The sequence below is a fragment of the Vallitalea sp. genome (genome assembly GCF_025211055.1).
GTDB lineage: Bacteria > Bacillota > Clostridia > Lachnospirales > Vallitaleaceae > Vallitalea.
The window spans coordinates 182,367-201,657 of sequence record NZ_JAOARO010000077.1; the positions used below are offsets into that span (position 1 = coordinate 182,367).

Below are 19,291 nucleotides of genomic sequence, written 5' to 3' on the forward strand. Positions count from 1 at the left end.
CTCTCTCTAAACCAACTGCTCTGTTCTATTAATAATGTCGTCTTGTACAGATTTATCTAATGCAACAAATTGTGCACTATATCCTGCAACTCTTACTACTAGATTCCTATGTTCTTCTGGATGTTTTTGTGCTTTTATCAATGTATCTCTGCTTACAACATTAAACTGAACATGCATACCTTTTTGGTCAAAATAACTTCTAACAAGATTAATCAAATTCCATAATCCTTCATTTCCTTGTAATACAGAAGGATGAAATTTTTGATTAAGTAATGTACCATTAGATGCAATAAAGTGATCTAGTTTTGCCACTGAACTCATTACAGCTGTTGGTCCTGTCTTATCCATTCCAGCAGATGGTGAAACACCATCCGCAAGTGGTGTATGTGCTTTTCTTCCATCTGGAGTAGGCCCTGTTGCTTCTCCCATTGCTACATTAATTGATGCTGGATACAAACCAGGCTGAAAACAACCTCCTCTTGGATTTTTATATTTTTCTACCTCTTTACAGTAAATTAATGCCGCTTCTCTAGCTAACATATCAACTTCATCTATATCATTACCATATTTTGGTGCTTTATTAATTAGCATTTGACGAACATATTCTCCATCATTATATGTTCCAAGATGATAATCCTTAAATTCATTTCCCTTGATCTTACACTGCTCAATTAAAACTCTTTTCACTTCTGATATAATGATTTTACTTAGTAATTTATCTTCGTCCTTCTCATCTGATAAATCTTTCCCAAAATTATTATCTAATGCCTTCTTTAAGTCTTGCAATGATATCTTTTTCTCATCAAAAACAAGTTTTTTTATAACTTCTAAAGAATCTCCAACATTAGCTACTCCAACACCTTGTGGACCAGTAAAATTATAATGTGCTCCTCCTTCTTGTATTGATTTACCACTTTTTATACAATCATCTACTAATGAAGATACAAAAGGTAATGGGGCTCTTTCACAATGAGCATAATCGACACTGTTTTCTCCATTAGCTAGTAACATTACAAAATACTCCATTTGCTTTTTATAGGCTTCAAGAAAAGCTTCAAAAGATTTAAATTCAGTAAATTCTCCCGTTTCTAATCCAACTTGTTTATCATTTTGTTTATCATTTACTTTTCCATTGTTAAGTGTAATTTCTAGAACTTTTACAATATTAAAGAAACCTGAATCATGCCAACCTTCAGTTTTTCCGCCTTTTTGTGGTTCTACACATCCTATGATACCATAATCTCTTGCATCTTCTAATGTCAATCCTCTACTAATAAGTGATGGAATTATTACTTCATCATTATAATAAGCTGGCATACCAACACCTATTCTACTAATCTCTGCTGCCTTTATTAATAATTCTTGTGGTGACATATTCCAAACACGAACAGATATAGATGGTTGAGATAATCTAGTATGATTTGTTCCCTCTAAGCACATAAAAGACAACTCATTAGTGGCATCTTTACCATCTTTTGTTTGTCCTCCAACAATTAAGTTTTGAAAAAGTGGATATCCTCCAAATGCTTTTGTTGATGCTTCATCTCTAACTTTATTAATATCATTAAGTTTAATAAATACACAGTCAATCAATTCCTGAGCAAATTCATATGTAATTATGTTATTTTCTATATCATGTTTTAAGAATGGATACATATATTGGTCAAATCTCATTGGTGAAATTGAATGTCCATTTGATTCTATTTGTATAACAGCATGAACAAACCAAAATGTCTGTAATGCTTCATAAAATGAAGTAGCAGGGTTAGCTGGAACTCTATTACAAACATCTGCAATTTTCAATAATTCTTTTTTCCGTGCTGTATTCATTGTGCTTCTGGATAATTCTAGTGCTTTTTGTGCAAATCTTTCTGCAAAAATAATAATAGCTTTACTAGATATTATTACCCCTAGTAAAAATTGTCTTTTCTTTATGAAATCTTCATCTTGTGGCATTAAGCTAAGTAATTCACTATGTGCTTCTTCAATAATACCTTTGAATCCTATATTCAGCGCCTTTTCATAATCAACACTTATATGTCCAACCCCATTATAATAATAATTATTGACTGTAAAAACATTAGATTTCATTGCTTCTAAGGTTTCTTCTAGCATATAGGATGTAGCTAGTTCATTAACTGTTTTACCCTTCCAGTATGTAAATACATCTTTTAACTGTTCTTTTACTTCATCAGAAACAATAAAAACATCTCCATCTCTATTTGATATCATATCAAATTCTTCTAATAGCCATTGATTAGAAAACTCTGGAAATACTTGAGCTGAGCGATATTCTTTTGTTAAATTACCAACAATTAATTCATCTTCTCTAATTACAATTGGTATTTTTTTTAAGATGTTTTCAAGAGCCAATGCTCTTCTAAGAATCATAGGTTTATCTTCTGTTTCTTTATATGATTCAGTAATAAGTACTGCACGTTCAGCTTCTATTACAGGAGTTGTCTCATATAATCGATCAATAATTCTTCTTATTCTAGCCGTAGGCTCTGTATTTTTACTCACATCATTCCATTTCATTTCTTTATACCTCCTTAGTATGACAATCTATACATAATATTGTAATCCTATAATTGATTATAATATCTTTTATAGAAAGTTATATTAGATTACTTATTGTGAATTAACCTTAATAGTAAAATTCTATAGAATTTATTAGATATTACTATTATAAAACCAAACACAGAAAAAATCAATATAACACAGCAAAAAACTAGTATAATAAAAGATAAAACAACATGATTATTTTTCTGTTATTGTTGTTTTTATCAATAGCAACAAAAAAAATAGGACTATTGCCCTATTTTTTAATGAAATAAACTTTTGTATATAAACTTTATAAAGATTCTCCTTGAATAATTTTATGTTTTATAACCACATTTTGTATTTTATCATCACTTTCAATAGCTTTACTTATGGAATCAATAGCTATTGCTCCTATTTGTTCAATTGGATAACTCACTGTAGTTAAATGTGGTTCAATATATTTTAACATATTAATATTATCAAATCCCATTACTCCAACTTGGCTAGGAATTTTTATTTTCTTTTCCTTCAAATAATTAAGGACCTCTAAAGCATATATATCACTTGAACATAATATAACAGTTTTGTGTTCCAAGATATTAATAGTTTCAAGTTCTCTAATATAATCTTTTGAATCAATAATAATAGATTTATGTTCCATATTAATTTGACTAAATCCTTCAAACCTTTGTTTCAAAGCATAAATATTATGTGTACTTTTATAGGCTAGCGGCGGACTTATGTAAATAATTCTATTATAACCTTTATTATGCACAAATTGCGCTGCATCTTTCATTGCTAATTTATTATCTACACTGATATAAGGTATTCTATCGGATACTTTATTAGCTAATGTTATTAACGGTATATTGAAATTTTGAAGCCATAATGAATAATCTTTTTCATTATTTACAGAACATAGTATTAAACCATCAACTTGTCTTTTTATCATATTCTCTACACATTTTTTTTCAATATCTTTATCATAATGAGTTAATGCCAAATCAATATGATAATCTTTTTCCTTAGCTTTTACTTCCATATAATTAATTAGACTAGAAAAGAATTCATTATATAGATTAAAAACTATTATACCTATTGTATTTGTTTTACCCTTTTTTAAACTTCTAGCTATATAATTAGGTTTATATCCTAGTTTCTTTGCTGTTGCTAATATAAGTTCTTTTTTCTCTGGTTTAATCTTTCCTCGATTATTCAAAGCTCTATCCACAGTTCCTCTTGAAACATTACATGCATCAGCGATATTTTTAATTGTTACAGCCATATAATCACCTAAATGGATTTTTATTTTCTATAAATAATTAATTTTGAATTTTGTTTAATGCTTATTGCTTCATTAAAATTAATAATACCTTCCTTGAATTCGTAATTTATTACCTCTTCATTATTTTTAACAGTTTTAATTTTATCTTTAATAAATAATAATTGCAAGGTTTTTATGTCAAGCTCTCCATATAATACAGTTAATTGTACAGTTTCATTGTTGCTTGTAAATGTACCCCATGCATTACCAATAGCCCAGAAACACTTAAAATTATCTTGATTGATAACTGGATTGAATCCTATAGTTTTATTAACCATATCAAACTTAAAACCACTTAGTGTTAATAAAAGACCATAACTAGCCATAGAACGTGCATAATTACTACCACACTCAAATTCATTCCAAGGATTTCTTTTATAACCATCGTATCTATCTCTTACGGCTTTAACAATCTCTAATCCTTCTGAAATCATACCTTCTTGTATCATATGTATTGCGGCTTGATATTCAAAACCATTCATAGTTTCTTCAGCATATGGAATAGGAACTATAGGCTTATATTTATCTTCTGGCCAATCACATATTACAATTCCACCTTCTTTGTCTAAACAGTATACTCTACATGGGTTATAGAAATTAACCATTGTTGGTTTAAAGTTATACTTATACAAGGATTGTAAAGTTTTTTTTGTGTTTTTAGGGTCAAATATTTCCCCTAAACCAATAATATTTGAATGCCATTGGGCAATTACTTGATCAATAATACAACCTTCTCCAATTTGATATTTAATTTCATTAGACTCTTTATTCCAATAAGAGTCTATAGAACTATTATCCTTATCAGTAACATATTTATTTAATATTTCTTTGTCTTTGAGGTCTATTTGTTGGTGGTAATATTCACCGTTGAATAGATTGTTATCTACCCATTTTTTCCCTCTATTGAAAATAGCTCTATATTCATCAGCTGTATCCTGTTCTCCTAATACTTCAGCCATCTCAGCTCCCGCTTTTAAAGCTGCAAGATAGAATCCTGTTAACCATGAATTAGGTCCGAAAAGTTCCATATCAAGGGTATGATGTTGTCTTCCTGTCAACACACCTGATTTTTCAGGGTCCCATTTATCATAATTAGTTGGTTCCCAAGCATATTCAATGGATTTTTTTACAGCTTTCCAATTGGATATCAACCAATCAGTATCACCAGATATCTTCCATTCACGGTATACTTTAATTACATCACCAAATTGTCCATCGGCACATGCTCTAAAATCACTGATTTCTCTACCTAATGGTAATCGTAATCTGAAACACATTTCACCATTTTCTTTTTGATTATATTTATAATTCAAATCCCTCATGGAGCGTTCTAAGTTAGGGAATAAGAAAGGGAGTGCATATGCATAATTCCATACATGTGTACAGCTTCCTTCACAACTTCCAGTATCTTCATGACAACCTTCCCAACCATAAAATTCACCATTTTCTAGTCTTAAGCAAGTAGGAGATTTTAGTATTGAGATATTAGCAGATAATGCATCAATCACTTCAACAGGTAAAGTGGATTCAAATAATGCTTTTTTGAATGTCAATGTATCCCTATATAATTTTTCCCAATTTTTAAAACAGTATGTAGCTACATCAGTAGAATTTTCAAATATAGTACTATAGTAATTCTTCCAATAATTTTTATTAGTATCTTTGTATTCAGGTTCATTTTTAAATGCATCCCAATAGTTGTAGCAATTAGGGAAATACCATGATAGAATATATTTTACTTTTTTAGTTTCTCCTGGATTAATAGATATTGTTGCAGATATCATACAAACATCATTTTCTGTCAAATTATCCGTTTCAACCTTTTCATTTTTATCATATGTTCTATTATTATATGATCCAAAAGAAGTAAACTCACGCCAATAAATCTCAAGGTTATCAAACCATTTTCCTCTAAACCAATATTCTTGATAATTAACATCGTGTGCATCTGTAGCTATTGAAGCATTTCCATAGTTATAATCTTTTTCTTGATATTCACCAGACATATCCATGATATGCAACCCATCAGCATTCTTGTACTTATTGATGTTTATTCCTTTTAATGGATTACTCATTGCAAAGTTAATTGTATAGTTTAACTGTTTATCAGTTACATTTTTAACTTCTATATCAAAAAATGAAGCTGGAATACTTGAGTCCTTATCATTAAGTGGGATAAATGGATTAAATGCAGTAAGCTTGATTAATCCTGGAAAGTTATTATCTGATAAATTAATATTTGCTATAGGAAATTCTCCTATGAATTCAACATTTTCAAATTTTGGTAGCCCACTCATTGTTGTACGATTGACACCGTGACCAAATCCTCTCCATTTTTTTCCACTACCTGTATATGGAGGTTGAAGGTGACCTTGTAAAATTCTAGAATCAATAACTTTTTGTCCATCTTCTGCTTTAATAGCGAAATGTGTAAATCCATTATTACTATTTTTATTAGGTCTATTAAAAATTTCCCAATCAATTAATCTTCCGTCTCCTGCTAGTCCAATACATCCAGCCCCTATTCCCCCTAAAGGAAATGATATTTCTTTTGTTTTTTCTCCAATATAAATTCCCATCTATACACAACCTACCTCTCAAATAATATTATGTGCTCGAGCACATTTATTTTATCATCTTATTATTACAAAGTCAATTATTTTAAATTTTAAACTTCATATTTTTATAAAATGTCTTATAAATTATATTTTCTTTATCTATGATTCTAGTACTTTATTCCATTTTTTTAGTTCGTTATTATCTGTTCCAACGTTTTTGATTGTAACATTTGGGTATTGCCCTAACCTTTCTCTTACCTTCTTAGCAGTCATCATTACTTCTTTATTTTTTGATGTTGAAGTACCTTTTATCTGCTCATATAATGCTCCATCATTAATTTTAACTGTAATATCCCTATCTCCATATTCTTTGAGTTTCTTCAATAATGTGAGTAGTGCCCAGTGAGTGACAACAAGAGGTTTTTTATATTCTCTCCAAGCCGATTCTTTGCACACAAGTTCGTCATCATCATATATACAATATCTAACTTCTATATCTTCATTCTCTTGATAAGTTGAAATCCCTACTAAATAAGCTGTAATCATGGTTACCTCCGTTAATTATATAGTTTATCTTAGTTTAACACTTGTATTCATTTTAATCAATTATAAGTTAGTATAGTTTTTTATTCATATTGAACAAACCCAAGACTTTCATATAAAGTCTCAGTTATGTAATAAGATCTAGGTAATCCTTTATCATCTTGGTAAGCATAGATTGCCAGCTTCATTTGTTCACCGTATTTTCCATCGCAAAAACCTTTATAATAACCCAGTTCTCTAAGTCTCTTTTGAACAGCAAAGACATCAGAACCAATATTACTAGGTTTCAATGTTCTAAATCCATCTCCAAAAGGTCCATATGGTCCCTGAACTATGGTAACCTTTGTTCCATAAGGTATATATTGTTTTAACTCCTTAGCATCTTTATTATACATTCTAATGCAACCTTTTGAGAGTCCACTTCCTATACTCCATGGTTCATCTGTACCGTGTATACCGTATTTTCCCCAGGGTACATTGAACCCCATCCATGTTCCACCAAAACCTTCTCCCCAATTGGCTTTACTAACAATATTCCATGTCCCTAGAGGTGATGGCGTACTATACTTCCCCCCAGAAACAGGATATTGCTTATATATTTCATTATCTTTAAAAACGTACATGATATAAGTATCAAGGTCTACATGTATAAAATAAGGGTTATTCTTTTGACTAAAAAACACTTCCAACAGATTTTCATTGGTCTTTTTCATACATATAAGGTTTGCTACACTAACAGCAAGTATAACAGTTAATACAATTTTTATGTACATATATTTCATACTACTAATCTCCTTTTAAGTGTGTACTTAGCAATACAAACTTGTAGCGTCATATTAATAATATGAAATACAAACTGTCCATTATAACAAAGAATTACAACATATAAAAAAAGTTCACCTAAGTGAACTTACAGACATTCGACAATCTGCCCTAAAGCTTTTCTTCTTCAGACTTCATATTTTCACCATCTTTTTACAATTGAATCGTATAAGCAAAAATTCTTTTAATAAAAAGAAGCAAATTTATTACTCTCTTTTTTTATTTTTTATATTTCTAACTAGTTTTATTATATATTATTTGGTTATATTTACAACAAATATTTTTATATCTTAGTAATAAAATTTATTTAATATGTATATTTATTTATATCACTTAAAATTTATAATAATAAGTGCTATAAAAATAAACCTGCCTTTTTAGATAGGTTAAAATATACTAAGATTTGGATGCTATTAAAAGATTAAGCTATGTATGTATTATGTATAGTTTATATGATATAATGTTGGCTAAGCATTAATTAACTTAATTTTGAAAGGAATTAAACTCATGTATAAAACAATAGGAATGGTAGCTCATGTTGATGCAGGTAAGACAACACTTCTAGAACAAATTTTATATCATACTAATTCAATAAAAGAAGCTGGTCGAGTTGATAATAAAAATACTGTCCTTGATTATCATACTATTGAAAAAGAGAGAGGTATTACCATCTTTTCTGACCAAGCTGTAACTACTTATAATAATTGTACATATCAGCTAGTTGATACTCCTGGTCATGTGGATTTTTCTACAGAGATGGAGAGAGCCATTAGGATATTGGATTATGCGATAATAATAATATCTGCTGTTGAAGGAATTGAAGGTCATACTGAAACTGTTTGGCAGCTTCTTAGAAAGTACAATATACCTACTATGTTTTTTATTAATAAATTGGACAGGGTAGGTGCTGATTTTAACAATACAGTTAATGAAATAAGAAGTACTTTCACAAAAGATTTAATGCTTATATCTAGTGAAAACATTAGTTATTTACTTGATAATCCAACAAGTAAAATAATAGAATCTTTGGCTGACTATGATGATGATATATTAAATAAATATATAGATGGAATAGAAGTAAAGAAGGAAGAATTAGTTAATACTGTAAAGAGATTGTTTAATGATAATGTTATATATCCTTGTTTATGTGGTATCGGTTTGAAGGGTATCGGAATCAAGGAACTCTTAAGAGCTATAGATACTTTAACAATCTCTGGACATACAGATGGTAATGGTGATTTTCCATCAGGAACTGTGTATAAGATTAGATATGATGATACAGGTAATAAGCTTACTTTTATAAAATTGCATAATGGTTCACTTAAGGTTAAAGATACCGTAACTCATAGGATTATGGATAATGAGATTACAGAAAAGATTAATGAAATAAGGATATATAATGGGACTAAATATACTCTTTGTGATAAAGCCTGTCCGGGACAACTTATTGCAGTAACTGGTCTTGGTTCATCTTATATTGGTGAAGGAATAGGTGATATAGAGGATTATATTGATTTCTTGTTGATACCTACATTAAAATCCAAAGTGATATATGATTTGGCTGAGAATCCAAAAGAGATATTTAAGATTTTCACAATGTTAACAGAGGAAAATCCTTCTCTTGATGTTCAATGGATAGAGGAATTAAAGGAAATACATATAAAAGTAATGGGGACTATACAGCTTGAAATATTAACTCAGATTGTATTAGATCGTTTTGGCAAAACTATTGATTTTGGTACTCCAGAAATATTATATAAAGAGACTATTGCTAGTAATACTCATGGTTTTGGACATTTTGAACCTCTGAAGCATTATGCTGAAATAGAGTTTGATATTGAACCAGCTCCTAGAGGTTCTGGGATATCAATTGATTCAGTTTGCAGTGTGGATGTATTACATACAAGATGGCAGAGGTTAAGTCAGAAAAATATTCCAGATGCTTGTAAGAAAGGGATTCTTACTGGTTCTCCTTTGACAGATGTGCATATTACCCTTACTACTGGTAAATCTCATGTTAAACATACTAGTGGAGGGGATTTTCGACAGGCTACTTTTAGAGCTATTAGGCAAGGGATTGAAAAAGTTGATAATATACTTTTAGAGCCTTTTTATCAATTCAAGGTGAAGATTGAAAAACATTTGTCGGGTAGAGTAATGACTGATATAACTAAGATGTATGGTAGTTTTGATTCTCCTGTTACGATGGATGAGCATGTTATGATTAGTGGTAGGGTTCCTGTTTCGACGGCGATGAATTATCCTAGTACGCTGGCTTCTTTTTCGTCTGGTAAGGGGAGTATTACTTTTGTTTTTGCTGGGTATGATAGATGTCATAATACAGATGAGGTAATAGAGAGATTGGGGTATAATAAGGCTGCTGATAAGGATTATACTTCGACTTCTATTTTTTGTTCTCATGGGAAGGCTTATGGGGTTAGGGGGAGTGAAATTGATGGGGGTAAATAGTGGTTTACGGTCGTGTAGGTAGTATAGGTGAATAAAAATCTAAATAACTATCATAGACATATTATTAGGATCATCTATATCTTTACTTAATTATTATTTATTATAATTAAGTCTGTATTCTGCTATTAGAAGGTCTACCATTCTTCCGTAGCTTTGGACACCGTCTTGTTGTTTATTTAGTTTGAGGTAAGTGTTATTTATTTTTGTTGAGGCTTTATCTATTGGTCCTGAGTATTTTTGCCAGAATTTGTTGTTGTCTTGTAGATCTCTTAGTACTCCTTGTGAAAACGTAGCTTTTAGGGTATAGTATGCATTGGTGTCGTGTTGGTAGAGTTTATTCATGGAATGAATAAGGGCTAGGATTGTTCCGGAGTATTGGAAGTCTAGGTCTGGGTGGGCTATGCAGGTTAGGTAGGCTATATAGTTGGCTTCGTCTTCTCTGGCAAATCCTCTTTGATGTGCTATTTCGTGGCATGCTGTTGCGGGGAGTAATACATGGGTTCTGTCTTTATTGACATTAGCTTCAGCTGTGAAAGGGAAGTAGATACCAGTAATGCCTGAATAGGACATTACTTGGGAGAAAACTACACCTTTGGGAGCTCCATAATTACCTCCTAATTCTTTGTATTTGTCTGCAATATTGTCGTAGCCTTTATGTGCTCGATTGAAGATGTCGTTGTAGCCCTTTGGTACATACATAACGCTATTATCATCTTCTTGAACTTGATTTCTTAGGTCATTTGCTTCTGTAATTAAGCTTTCGCATAGACCAGTTAATTCTTGTATGGTTGCATCTTGTACGTTAAGGTTGGCTATTTCAGAAAAGGGTAGTCTATAATAGTTGAGACCCCAGATTAGTACAAATATGAAATATCCAACGCTTATGAATATCAATATTTTTCGTAGGAAATCTATTAGTATATATCTTTTTTTGTTTTTGGTTTTTATTAATGTTATTATTATTCTTACTAGCTTGTATATAAATAGTGCAATAAGAAATATAATAAGTAGTTCAGCTATTGAAATTGGTATAATTCCGGTTATGTTACTAAGGAATTGGCTAATGTAATGATATATACCGTTTGAATAATATTTTTCGATAAATGCTGGTGAAGATTGTGCTATATTGGTTAATAATATTCCAATAGGTAGTAATAATATAAGGCTCCACTTAGAAATACTCTTTAATCTATCCATACCTGATTCCAACTTTCTAATTAATTTTATCAGTTGAAACGTCCTCTTGTCAGAAAACATTTCCATGTCAAGCTTTTCTGAATTGGTTTGGAGTAACATTATAATACTTCTTGAAGTATCGAATAAAACTCTGTGAACTGTTATATCCTAACTTGATTGCAATATCTTGTATTTTCATGCTTTTGTTGTTTAGTAATAATTCTTTTGCTTTTTCCATTCTTAAGTTGGTTATATAATCAAAGACAGTAATTCCATTTTCTGTTTTGAACAATGTGCTTAGATATCCTGGGGATAGATATACGTAATCTGCTATCATTTCCAAAGATAGATCTTTATTGTAATTGTTTTTGATGTATTCTTTTACTTTGTTGATTATATTGTCGTTTTGCATTATGTTCAATTTTGAAAAAAGTTGGATACATTTTCTAATGATACTGTAAATTAATTCGTACATTTCATTTAGAGTTTTTGCTTCGTTTATTTTAGCGAATATTTCTCTATTGGTTATGTCAATATCCTTCATACTAAAGCCAAAGTTAGTCATTTGTTCTATTATATTTAGGCATACTTGGAAGTAGACATATTTTATATAATCTATATTTTTGATACTTCCTTTTAGTCCTTCTGTAAGCTTTCTTAATGCAACAAAAGCCTTTTCTTCGTCCTGTTTCTTAAGGTAATTCAATAGTTCTTTTTCTATACTTTTATCATAGAATATATTTTTCTCTATTTGCTGTGGTACCATATGTGATAATATTTTGTTATTACCTACAAAAAATTTGTACTCTAGTTGTTTTTGGACTTCTTCGTAATGTTCATGGATATCTTCTAGATTATTGAAGTCATCACTTAGAGATACGGTCAAAGATATATTATCATTATTAAAATCTTCGTGTATTTCTGTAAGTAATGCATATACATGGTTGATATCCTTGTTGGTGTTCATAATAATCAAGATTCTTTTTTCATTGATTTTACTTATTATTTTTTTAATATCAGGTTTATCAAAGTATTTATCCAATCTATCCTTTATCTTATTATTCATATTGGTGTTTTCTAGTTCTATCAACATGAGATAATGACTTGTGAAACTGAATTCAACATCTAATAAATCTAGTACTTGTTTGAAGTTATCTAGATCAAAGTAATTATTGTTGATTATGTCATTGATGGAATGCTGTTTGAAATATGGGAATACATATTGGTAATCATTGTTCAGTTTCAGGTTTTCAGTGAACAAATAGGCTATTACATTGTCAATAAGCTGATAATCGTTTTTGGAATTAATTGTATCAATCTGAGTTATCTGATTCACTTTATCAATTAACTTTCTAATAGGTTTATACAGATAATCAGAAAAGAAATAAGCTAATACAAGAGCGATAAACAAAATAACAAAACAAGATATAATGTTAATCTTTCTTAATACAATTGTTGGTTTAGATAAATCATTTAACTTTTGTGCAACAACAAACGTCCAATTATATTTAGATGAGAAACTTTTCCATACATATAATTGTTCATTGTTATAAGATAATTTTTGATTAGAACTTGATCCATTAGTAATATCTTGAAACAACGTTGTATTAATATTATTATCGTTAAGTACATTCGAATAAATCATTGTATTATCATAAAATATAACATAGAATAATCCATCTGTTGAATCAGCAATAAGTTCGTCCCAAAAGCTATCATAATTAAGATTAACTACAATGTATGAATTTTCCTTTCTATCAAAAGAAAGAAATTTCTTAACATAACTAAAAACTTTCCTATCTTTTATTGTTCTTGCTTTTGTTACATAATTGGTACTATCGAACTTAATGTTTAATATTTCTTTATCCAAAAACTCGGTTTTTGAATATTTTGAATTACTTATTACAATATTTTCTGTATCGTTAAACAAGTAGATAGAATGAATCAATGGATGAGAAATAATATTCTTATTAAATAAAGTTATTGCATCACGCATGAATAGGCTACTACTATATGTATATTCACTAGTTGTTACCAACTTCCAAACGCTATCATTACTTACAAATTGATTAACTAATGCATCTATATCCGTTAACTTTTGTTCAACCATTAATCTTGTCTGATTAAGTACATTTTCTCTAGATAGATTAACTTGTTTTAGTAAATGATCATTGCTAAATTTACCAACTAATGACGTTATCATGATAACAGGTATCATTATACTTATAGATATTACTAAAAAAAACTTATAAAATGTTACACTTCTACTCTTTTTATTAATCACATTAACGTCAGCAAGTTTTTTCATAAAAGCCACCCCATATTATGTAAATTTACCTTTTACTTTTGATAGCTTCTCTATTATATCATAATTGTATGATTAATAAAACCCTTACGTCACTTACTTTATCTTCGCATCTAACAATTCCAATACCTGAAGATTACTGTACTCACCTATTAGTGGAGCCATTTGTCTAAAACCTATTTTCCCATCACCTAACAAAGAACCATAACTAATTCCGTCATCTATATAGTTAAATATAAGTAAATCATCTATATACAAGCTTATTTCTGCTCCTTTTTTTATGACCATTATTCTATAATCTCTATTTACATTTCTTACACTAGGTATTGGGTCAGCTCCACTAGCAACCATATGAAAACCATGACTTTTTCTTAGATTACACATATTAAACTTTCTTTGCTTTTTTCGTCTGAAATATGATGCATGATATGTATTAATATCTCCTTCATAATACTGCTTGTATATACCTTCACGCTTTGCTATTGATGTATCAAATATGGATTTCCCATCTCTTCCTTGAGCACAGAAGAAAAACATTGCAAGTCCTGGTTCTCTAATAGGTTTAAATTGCCAAGATACTTTTATATTACTTGGAAAATCTTTGTTACACCATAAAACAAAATTAGAAACTTGACCAAGCTTTGGATCAATATTATTTTCCATTCTCATTTTCCCATTAACAAAATAAATACTGGCATCTCCCTCTAATATAAAATCCTTAACATCTTCAGTACATGCTAGTGGATTATGGTAGATTAATTTTTCTTGCATTAGTTTTCACCTCTTTTTTTTGTGACATTATATACTTTTAGATTTGCATACTCACCAATTAGAGGTGCCATTTGCCTAAGTCCTATTTTACCTTCTCCTAATACCGCATCATATTTTTCACCATCATCTATCCACTTAAACAAAAGTTGATCCTTCTCTGTATAGGGATTATATATATAAAAGGAAATTTCATTTTCATATTTAATTAAAGTAATATAATAAGGCTCTTTTATATCTTCAATATTGGGTATAGGATCTGGACCTGTTGACACCAAGTGAAATCCATAACTCTTCCTTAAATTACAAGTATGAAAATCAATCTCTTTATCTAAACGGCGTCTATAATAAGATACGTGATAAGCATTAATATCTCCTCTATTATACTGCTTATAGATTCCTTCTCTAGTGGATAAAACTTCATCAAAAATATCTTCTCCATTTCGCCCCTTAGCACTAAAAAACATCATTGCAAGTCCAGGCTCATTTAGAGGTTTAAATTCCCATTTAACAGCTATATTACTTGGAAATTCCTCTGGACACCAAAAAACAAAATTACCTTTTTGATTTCCTACGATTTTAGGATCTAATTTATTTTCCATTCTCATTCTACCTTTGACAAAATATATCTCTGCTTGACCTTCTAATATGAAATCTTCTATATCCGATTTCTTAGAAAGACTATTTTCATATAGTACATCTCCTAATTCATATCCTACCATAGTCATTCTCCTTTAAAAATCTCATCATCTATTTATTATCTCTCTAGATTCTTTTTCAATTTCACATGGTTCTCTACCTAATTCTTTAACCAATAAATCATGTAGCTCTTTTACAATGTCTTCATATCGTTGATCTTTAATAAGATTATTAAATTCACTAGGATCATCTTTCATGTTAAATAATTGTCTTTCTTCACCATTGTTTTCATCAATTTTATTAAAGTATACATATTTATAATCACCTTTTCTAATCATACAATGTCCTGCTGCAATACCATGAGCATAATACTCACTAACTGCATAATCTTTCCAAGAACTTTTCTGATTATCAAGAAGATTAACCATGGAATTACCATCCCAATCTGGTGGAACATCTGCACCCGCCACATCACAAATTGTTTGTATTACATCTAGCAAATTACAGATTTCTGTTTTTCGTATACCCTGCCCCCATTGCTTTGGCCAACTTACAATAAGAGGAACCTTTGCCGAACAATCATACATAGAGTTCTTCCACCACAGTCCATGTTCTCCCATGTTCTCTCCATGATCGCTCGTATAGATGACAATGGTATTTTCTTTTATTTCTGAATCATTTAATGAATCTAGAAGTTTTCCAACCTCCTCGTCAAACCATGTTACTAGTCCATAGTATAGCTCACGACCTTTTTTTGTTATTGTTGAATCAACTTGATCGTTTTTAAACGCCTTTTGCATAATTTTATAATGTTTTGGCAAAGACTCAATATGATCTTTTGGTATTATAGGCATAGGAACTTTATCTCTATACATCTCATAATATTTTTCTGGAACAATTAATGGAAAATGAGGTGCCAGATAGCCCGCTATTAGGAAAAATGGCGAATCTTCTTTTTTTCTTTTTTTTATAACATTAGAACATATTTGTGTTACTTTTCTGTCATGATCCATTACACGATTGTCATCACCAACATAAAACTTATCAAATCTAGGTGACAATTCACTTTCTCGGCTTTCAAATTCACCATCAGTCAAATCAATACGTTTGTTATAAGGTTTTCTTATATTTGTATTAGTCCAAAAAGGATATAATTCATCCATTCCATATCTTCTCTCTTTTGAATAATGCATCTTCCCACCTAGATAGCAATCATAACCTTGCTCTTTTAATACAGTAGCTATGGAACTTATGTCATTACATTCTAACTTACTTTCATTACTCCACGCTCCACATTTACTTATGTATTTACCTGCAGTAATTGAGAGCCTTGCAGGTACACATATTGGAGACGGTGTATAACAATTTTCAAAAAACACTCCTTTATCTGCTAATTGATCAAGATTTGGCGTTTTTATAATCTTATCTCCAGCAGTTCCCATTACTGAAGCATTGTGCTCATCTGACATAATAAATAAAATATTTGGTTTGTTCACCTCATCACCCTCTCCTAAAATACCCAATCACCTTTTTCTTTTGCCCACTTTACACATTCATGATGTAAAGATTTAACTATTGACTTATTTTTTTCGTCATTTGCCACATTATTCATTTCCAATGGATCTACTTCTAAATTATATAATTCTTGTTCCATCTTGTCATCATATATATATTTATATTGTTTTGTTATAACAGCTCTTCGTATACAACCCAATTCTGGATTACCTGAATACTGACAAAATACTTTTCTATCCTTTATCTCTTCATTGTTATGTATTCTTTCACTTTGAGATATTCCATCTAACTCATTGGACTTTTTGATTCCTAATTCATCTAATAATGTTGGTAAAATATCTAAATTAGACATTATATCGTCTATCTTCATAGAATCCACATGTGGTATTTTTATGCATAATGGAACTTTGATTGCTTGTTCATACATTTCCATTTTTTGATACATACTATGTTGACCTAAATGATCTCCATGATCACTTGTGAATACGATAATTGTATTGTCCATCAAACCCTTTTCTTCAAATTTGTTAATCACTTGACCTATTTGATTATCTACGTAATTAACTAGACCTAAATGAGCAGACCATACTTGTTTCCATTCTTCTTGTGATACATCTTCTGCAAGTTGAGCAGGAACCCCTAGCCTTCTATTACTAGGTTCATTTTGTGCTATTTTACCTACATTGTCAGGTAGCTTGATGGTATCTGGATTAAACTTATGTAGATATTCCTTAGGTACCCTAAGTGGAGGATGTGGTGCCCAATAATTAATAAATAAAGCAAAAGGTTTATCAACAATATTTTCTATAACATCCAAGCACTCTCTAGTAAAATATGTATCTTTATAAATTTTCGAATCATATTCCCACTCTGATACATATGTATTTGAGTATTTTTTCGCGAAGAATTCACCGTTTTCTCTACTTTCATTCACTTCTTTTGAGTGTTTATTATCTCTTTTAACTGATATCCCTTGTTTCTTTACATAAGCATTGTAGTCATGTTGATCAACCCACTTATCAAAGTTAACCCTACTTTTTAATGTTGGATTAACCTTAATATGATCAACTCCAATATGATTTATATTGTAACCATTTTTTTCTAATATTTCATGAATTGTTTCATGATCTCTAGCTCTTATTCCATCCCAATCATTAAATACTACCCCATTATGAGTTGGATATTTTCCTGTTGCAAGAGCTGTTCTACATGGTACGCAAAGAGGACATGTATTATATGCTTTTGTAAATATAACACTTTCTTCAAACAACTTATTCAAATTAGGTGTTACCTCTATACCACATTGTTTCATACCAATACTATCTGCTCTTTGGTGATCCGTCATAATAAAAAGAATATTTGGTTTTTCCATATAAAAAACCTCCTTACCAGAATAATTCTTCCTCACCTTTTAACTTGGATAATGCTTCTACAAAGAAATAGTCTCCGTATATAATTGGCGTATTAACATATTTTGAACGTGTATAATTCACTGTTCCCATAGTAATTAAGGCCTCTTCATCATTACCCCATGCTCCATAATTTTTATATAATGAATGTATTATTTGTTCAGCTTTTTCATGGTAAAAGTCTTTTTCAACTCCATCAAGGTACTTACACAATTCAAGAAGACCACTAGCTGCACATGCGGCGGCTGATGAATCTTTACCATCTCTTTGTTCTTTTGGTGCTCTAAAATCCCAACATGGAACCTTGTCTTCCGGAAGATTAGCTATAAAAAAGTGTGCAACCTGCTTAGCTTTATCTAAATACCTCTTATCTCTTGTATAACCATAACCTATAGATAATCCATAGATTGCCCAAGCTGCTCCTCTAGCCCATGCTGATTCTTCTGAATACCCTTGACCACCTAATGCACCTACTCTTTCTCCTGATTTTGGATCAAAGCATACAATATGATGTACTGAACCATCATTCCTTATAAATTCATTCATGACTGTTTCAGTATGAGCCATAGCAATATGTTTAAATCGTGGATCATTTAACTCCTCAGATGCCCAATATAACAAAGGAACATTCATCATGCAATCAATGATAGCCCATCCTTGACTATCTGCGTAAACCTTATCAGTCCATGCTCTTATATAGTTTCCTTTAATGTTAAATCTACCCGCTAGATGGCTTGCAGCAATAAGTCCTCTTTTTCTTGATTCTTCATCTTTTAAAAGCTTATAATGAGCTACCGATGAGAGTATCCACATAAATCCTACATCATGATGTATCCCAATAAAATTATGTAAATCCTTATCCAATTGACTCTCACATGATACAGCATATTTTTTTATATTTTCATCTTGCGTTTCTTTATAATTAAGCCATAATAGCCCAGGCCAGAAGCCCGCTGTCCAAAAACCTGATCTTTCGCTATTATATTGACCTTCTATTGATACATGTGGAAATGTATCTTTTATTCTATGACTTATTTGTGACACTTTTTTGATTGATTGTTCCCATGCTTCATCATACCATTTATTCATTATGTATCAATCTCCTCTCTTAACCTTTAACTGAGCCTAACATTACACCTTTTGTAAAATACTTTTGTAAGAATGGATATACACAAAGTATTGGTACTACAGAAATCATAACTGTAGCCATCTTGAAATT

13 protein-coding genes are annotated in these 19,291 nt (G+C 30.4%); 1 reads left to right on the plus strand and 12 read right to left on the minus strand.

Features of this window, described 5'->3' with window-relative positions; genetic code table 11:
* Nucleotides 1-6 precede the first annotated feature (6 nt).
* The 5 genes from N4A55_RS11350 to N4A55_RS11370 form a co-directional block, all read right to left on the minus strand.
* Nucleotides 7-2,538, minus strand: a complete 2,532-nt coding sequence (locus tag N4A55_RS11350; RefSeq protein ID WP_293756344.1) for a glycyl radical protein — start codon at nt 2,536-2,538, stop codon at nt 7-9.
* A 316-nt stretch (nt 2,539-2,854) separates the two neighbouring features.
* A complete protein-coding gene (locus N4A55_RS11355; protein WP_293756347.1) occupies nt 2,855-3,829 on the minus strand; it encodes a LacI family DNA-binding transcriptional regulator in 975 nt (324 codons plus the stop codon).
* 20 nt (nt 3,830-3,849) lie between these two features.
* Complete coding sequence (locus N4A55_RS11360) at nt 3,850-6,447, minus strand: GH116 family glycosyl-hydrolase (protein WP_293756350.1); 2,598 nt, start codon at nt 6,445-6,447, stop codon at nt 3,850-3,852.
* A 138-nt stretch (nt 6,448-6,585) separates the two neighbouring features.
* On the minus strand, nt 6,586-6,972 hold the full coding sequence (locus N4A55_RS11365; RefSeq protein ID WP_293756353.1) for a reverse transcriptase-like protein: 387 nt from the start codon (nt 6,970-6,972) through the stop codon (nt 6,586-6,588).
* 80 nt (nt 6,973-7,052) lie between these two features.
* Entirely contained in the window at nt 7,053-7,751 is a 699-nt protein-coding gene (locus N4A55_RS11370) for a L,D-transpeptidase family protein (protein ID WP_293756356.1), read from the minus strand.
* 547 nt (nt 7,752-8,298) lie between these two features.
* Between N4A55_RS11370 and N4A55_RS11375 the strand changes: the two genes are divergently transcribed.
* On the plus strand, nt 8,299-10,260 hold the full coding sequence (locus tag N4A55_RS11375; RefSeq protein WP_293756359.1) for a GTP-binding protein: 1,962 nt from the start codon (nt 8,299-8,301) through the stop codon (nt 10,258-10,260).
* Between the two features lie 93 nt (nt 10,261-10,353).
* Here the strand turns inward: N4A55_RS11375 and N4A55_RS11380 are convergent, their stop codons facing one another.
* From N4A55_RS11380 to N4A55_RS11410, 7 genes are all read right to left on the minus strand, one after another.
* Entirely contained in the window at nt 10,354-11,556 is a 1,203-nt protein-coding gene (locus N4A55_RS11380) for a DUF3810 domain-containing protein (RefSeq protein WP_293756361.1), read from the minus strand.
* Nucleotides 11,525-13,744, minus strand: coding sequence for an AraC family transcriptional regulator (locus N4A55_RS11385; RefSeq protein ID WP_293756364.1), 2,220 nt, complete (start codon nt 13,742-13,744; stop codon nt 11,525-11,527). Before N4A55_RS11385 ends, N4A55_RS11380 begins: the two co-directional genes overlap by 32 nt.
* Before the next feature lie 93 nt (nt 13,745-13,837).
* Complete coding sequence (locus tag N4A55_RS11390; protein ID WP_293756366.1) at nt 13,838-14,512, minus strand: DUF1961 family protein; 675 nt, start codon at nt 14,510-14,512, stop codon at nt 13,838-13,840.
* Nucleotides 14,512-15,231 (minus strand): DUF1961 family protein, encoded by a 720-nt coding sequence (locus N4A55_RS11395; protein WP_293756369.1) that lies wholly within the window; start codon nt 15,229-15,231, stop codon nt 14,512-14,514. Before N4A55_RS11395 ends, N4A55_RS11390 begins: the two co-directional genes overlap by 1 nt.
* Nucleotides 15,232-15,255: 24 nt before the next feature.
* On the minus strand, nt 15,256-16,644 hold the full coding sequence (locus tag N4A55_RS11400) for a sulfatase-like hydrolase/transferase (RefSeq protein ID WP_293756371.1): 1,389 nt from the start codon (nt 16,642-16,644) through the stop codon (nt 15,256-15,258).
* A gap of 14 nt (nt 16,645-16,658) precedes the next feature.
* Entirely contained in the window at nt 16,659-18,035 is a 1,377-nt protein-coding gene (locus tag N4A55_RS11405; protein WP_293756374.1) for a sulfatase family protein, read from the minus strand.
* A gap of 13 nt (nt 18,036-18,048) precedes the next feature.
* Nucleotides 18,049-19,161 (minus strand): glycoside hydrolase family 88 protein, encoded by a 1,113-nt coding sequence (locus N4A55_RS11410; RefSeq protein WP_293756376.1) that lies wholly within the window; start codon nt 19,159-19,161, stop codon nt 18,049-18,051.
* Between the last annotated feature and the right edge of the window lie 130 nt (nt 19,162-19,291).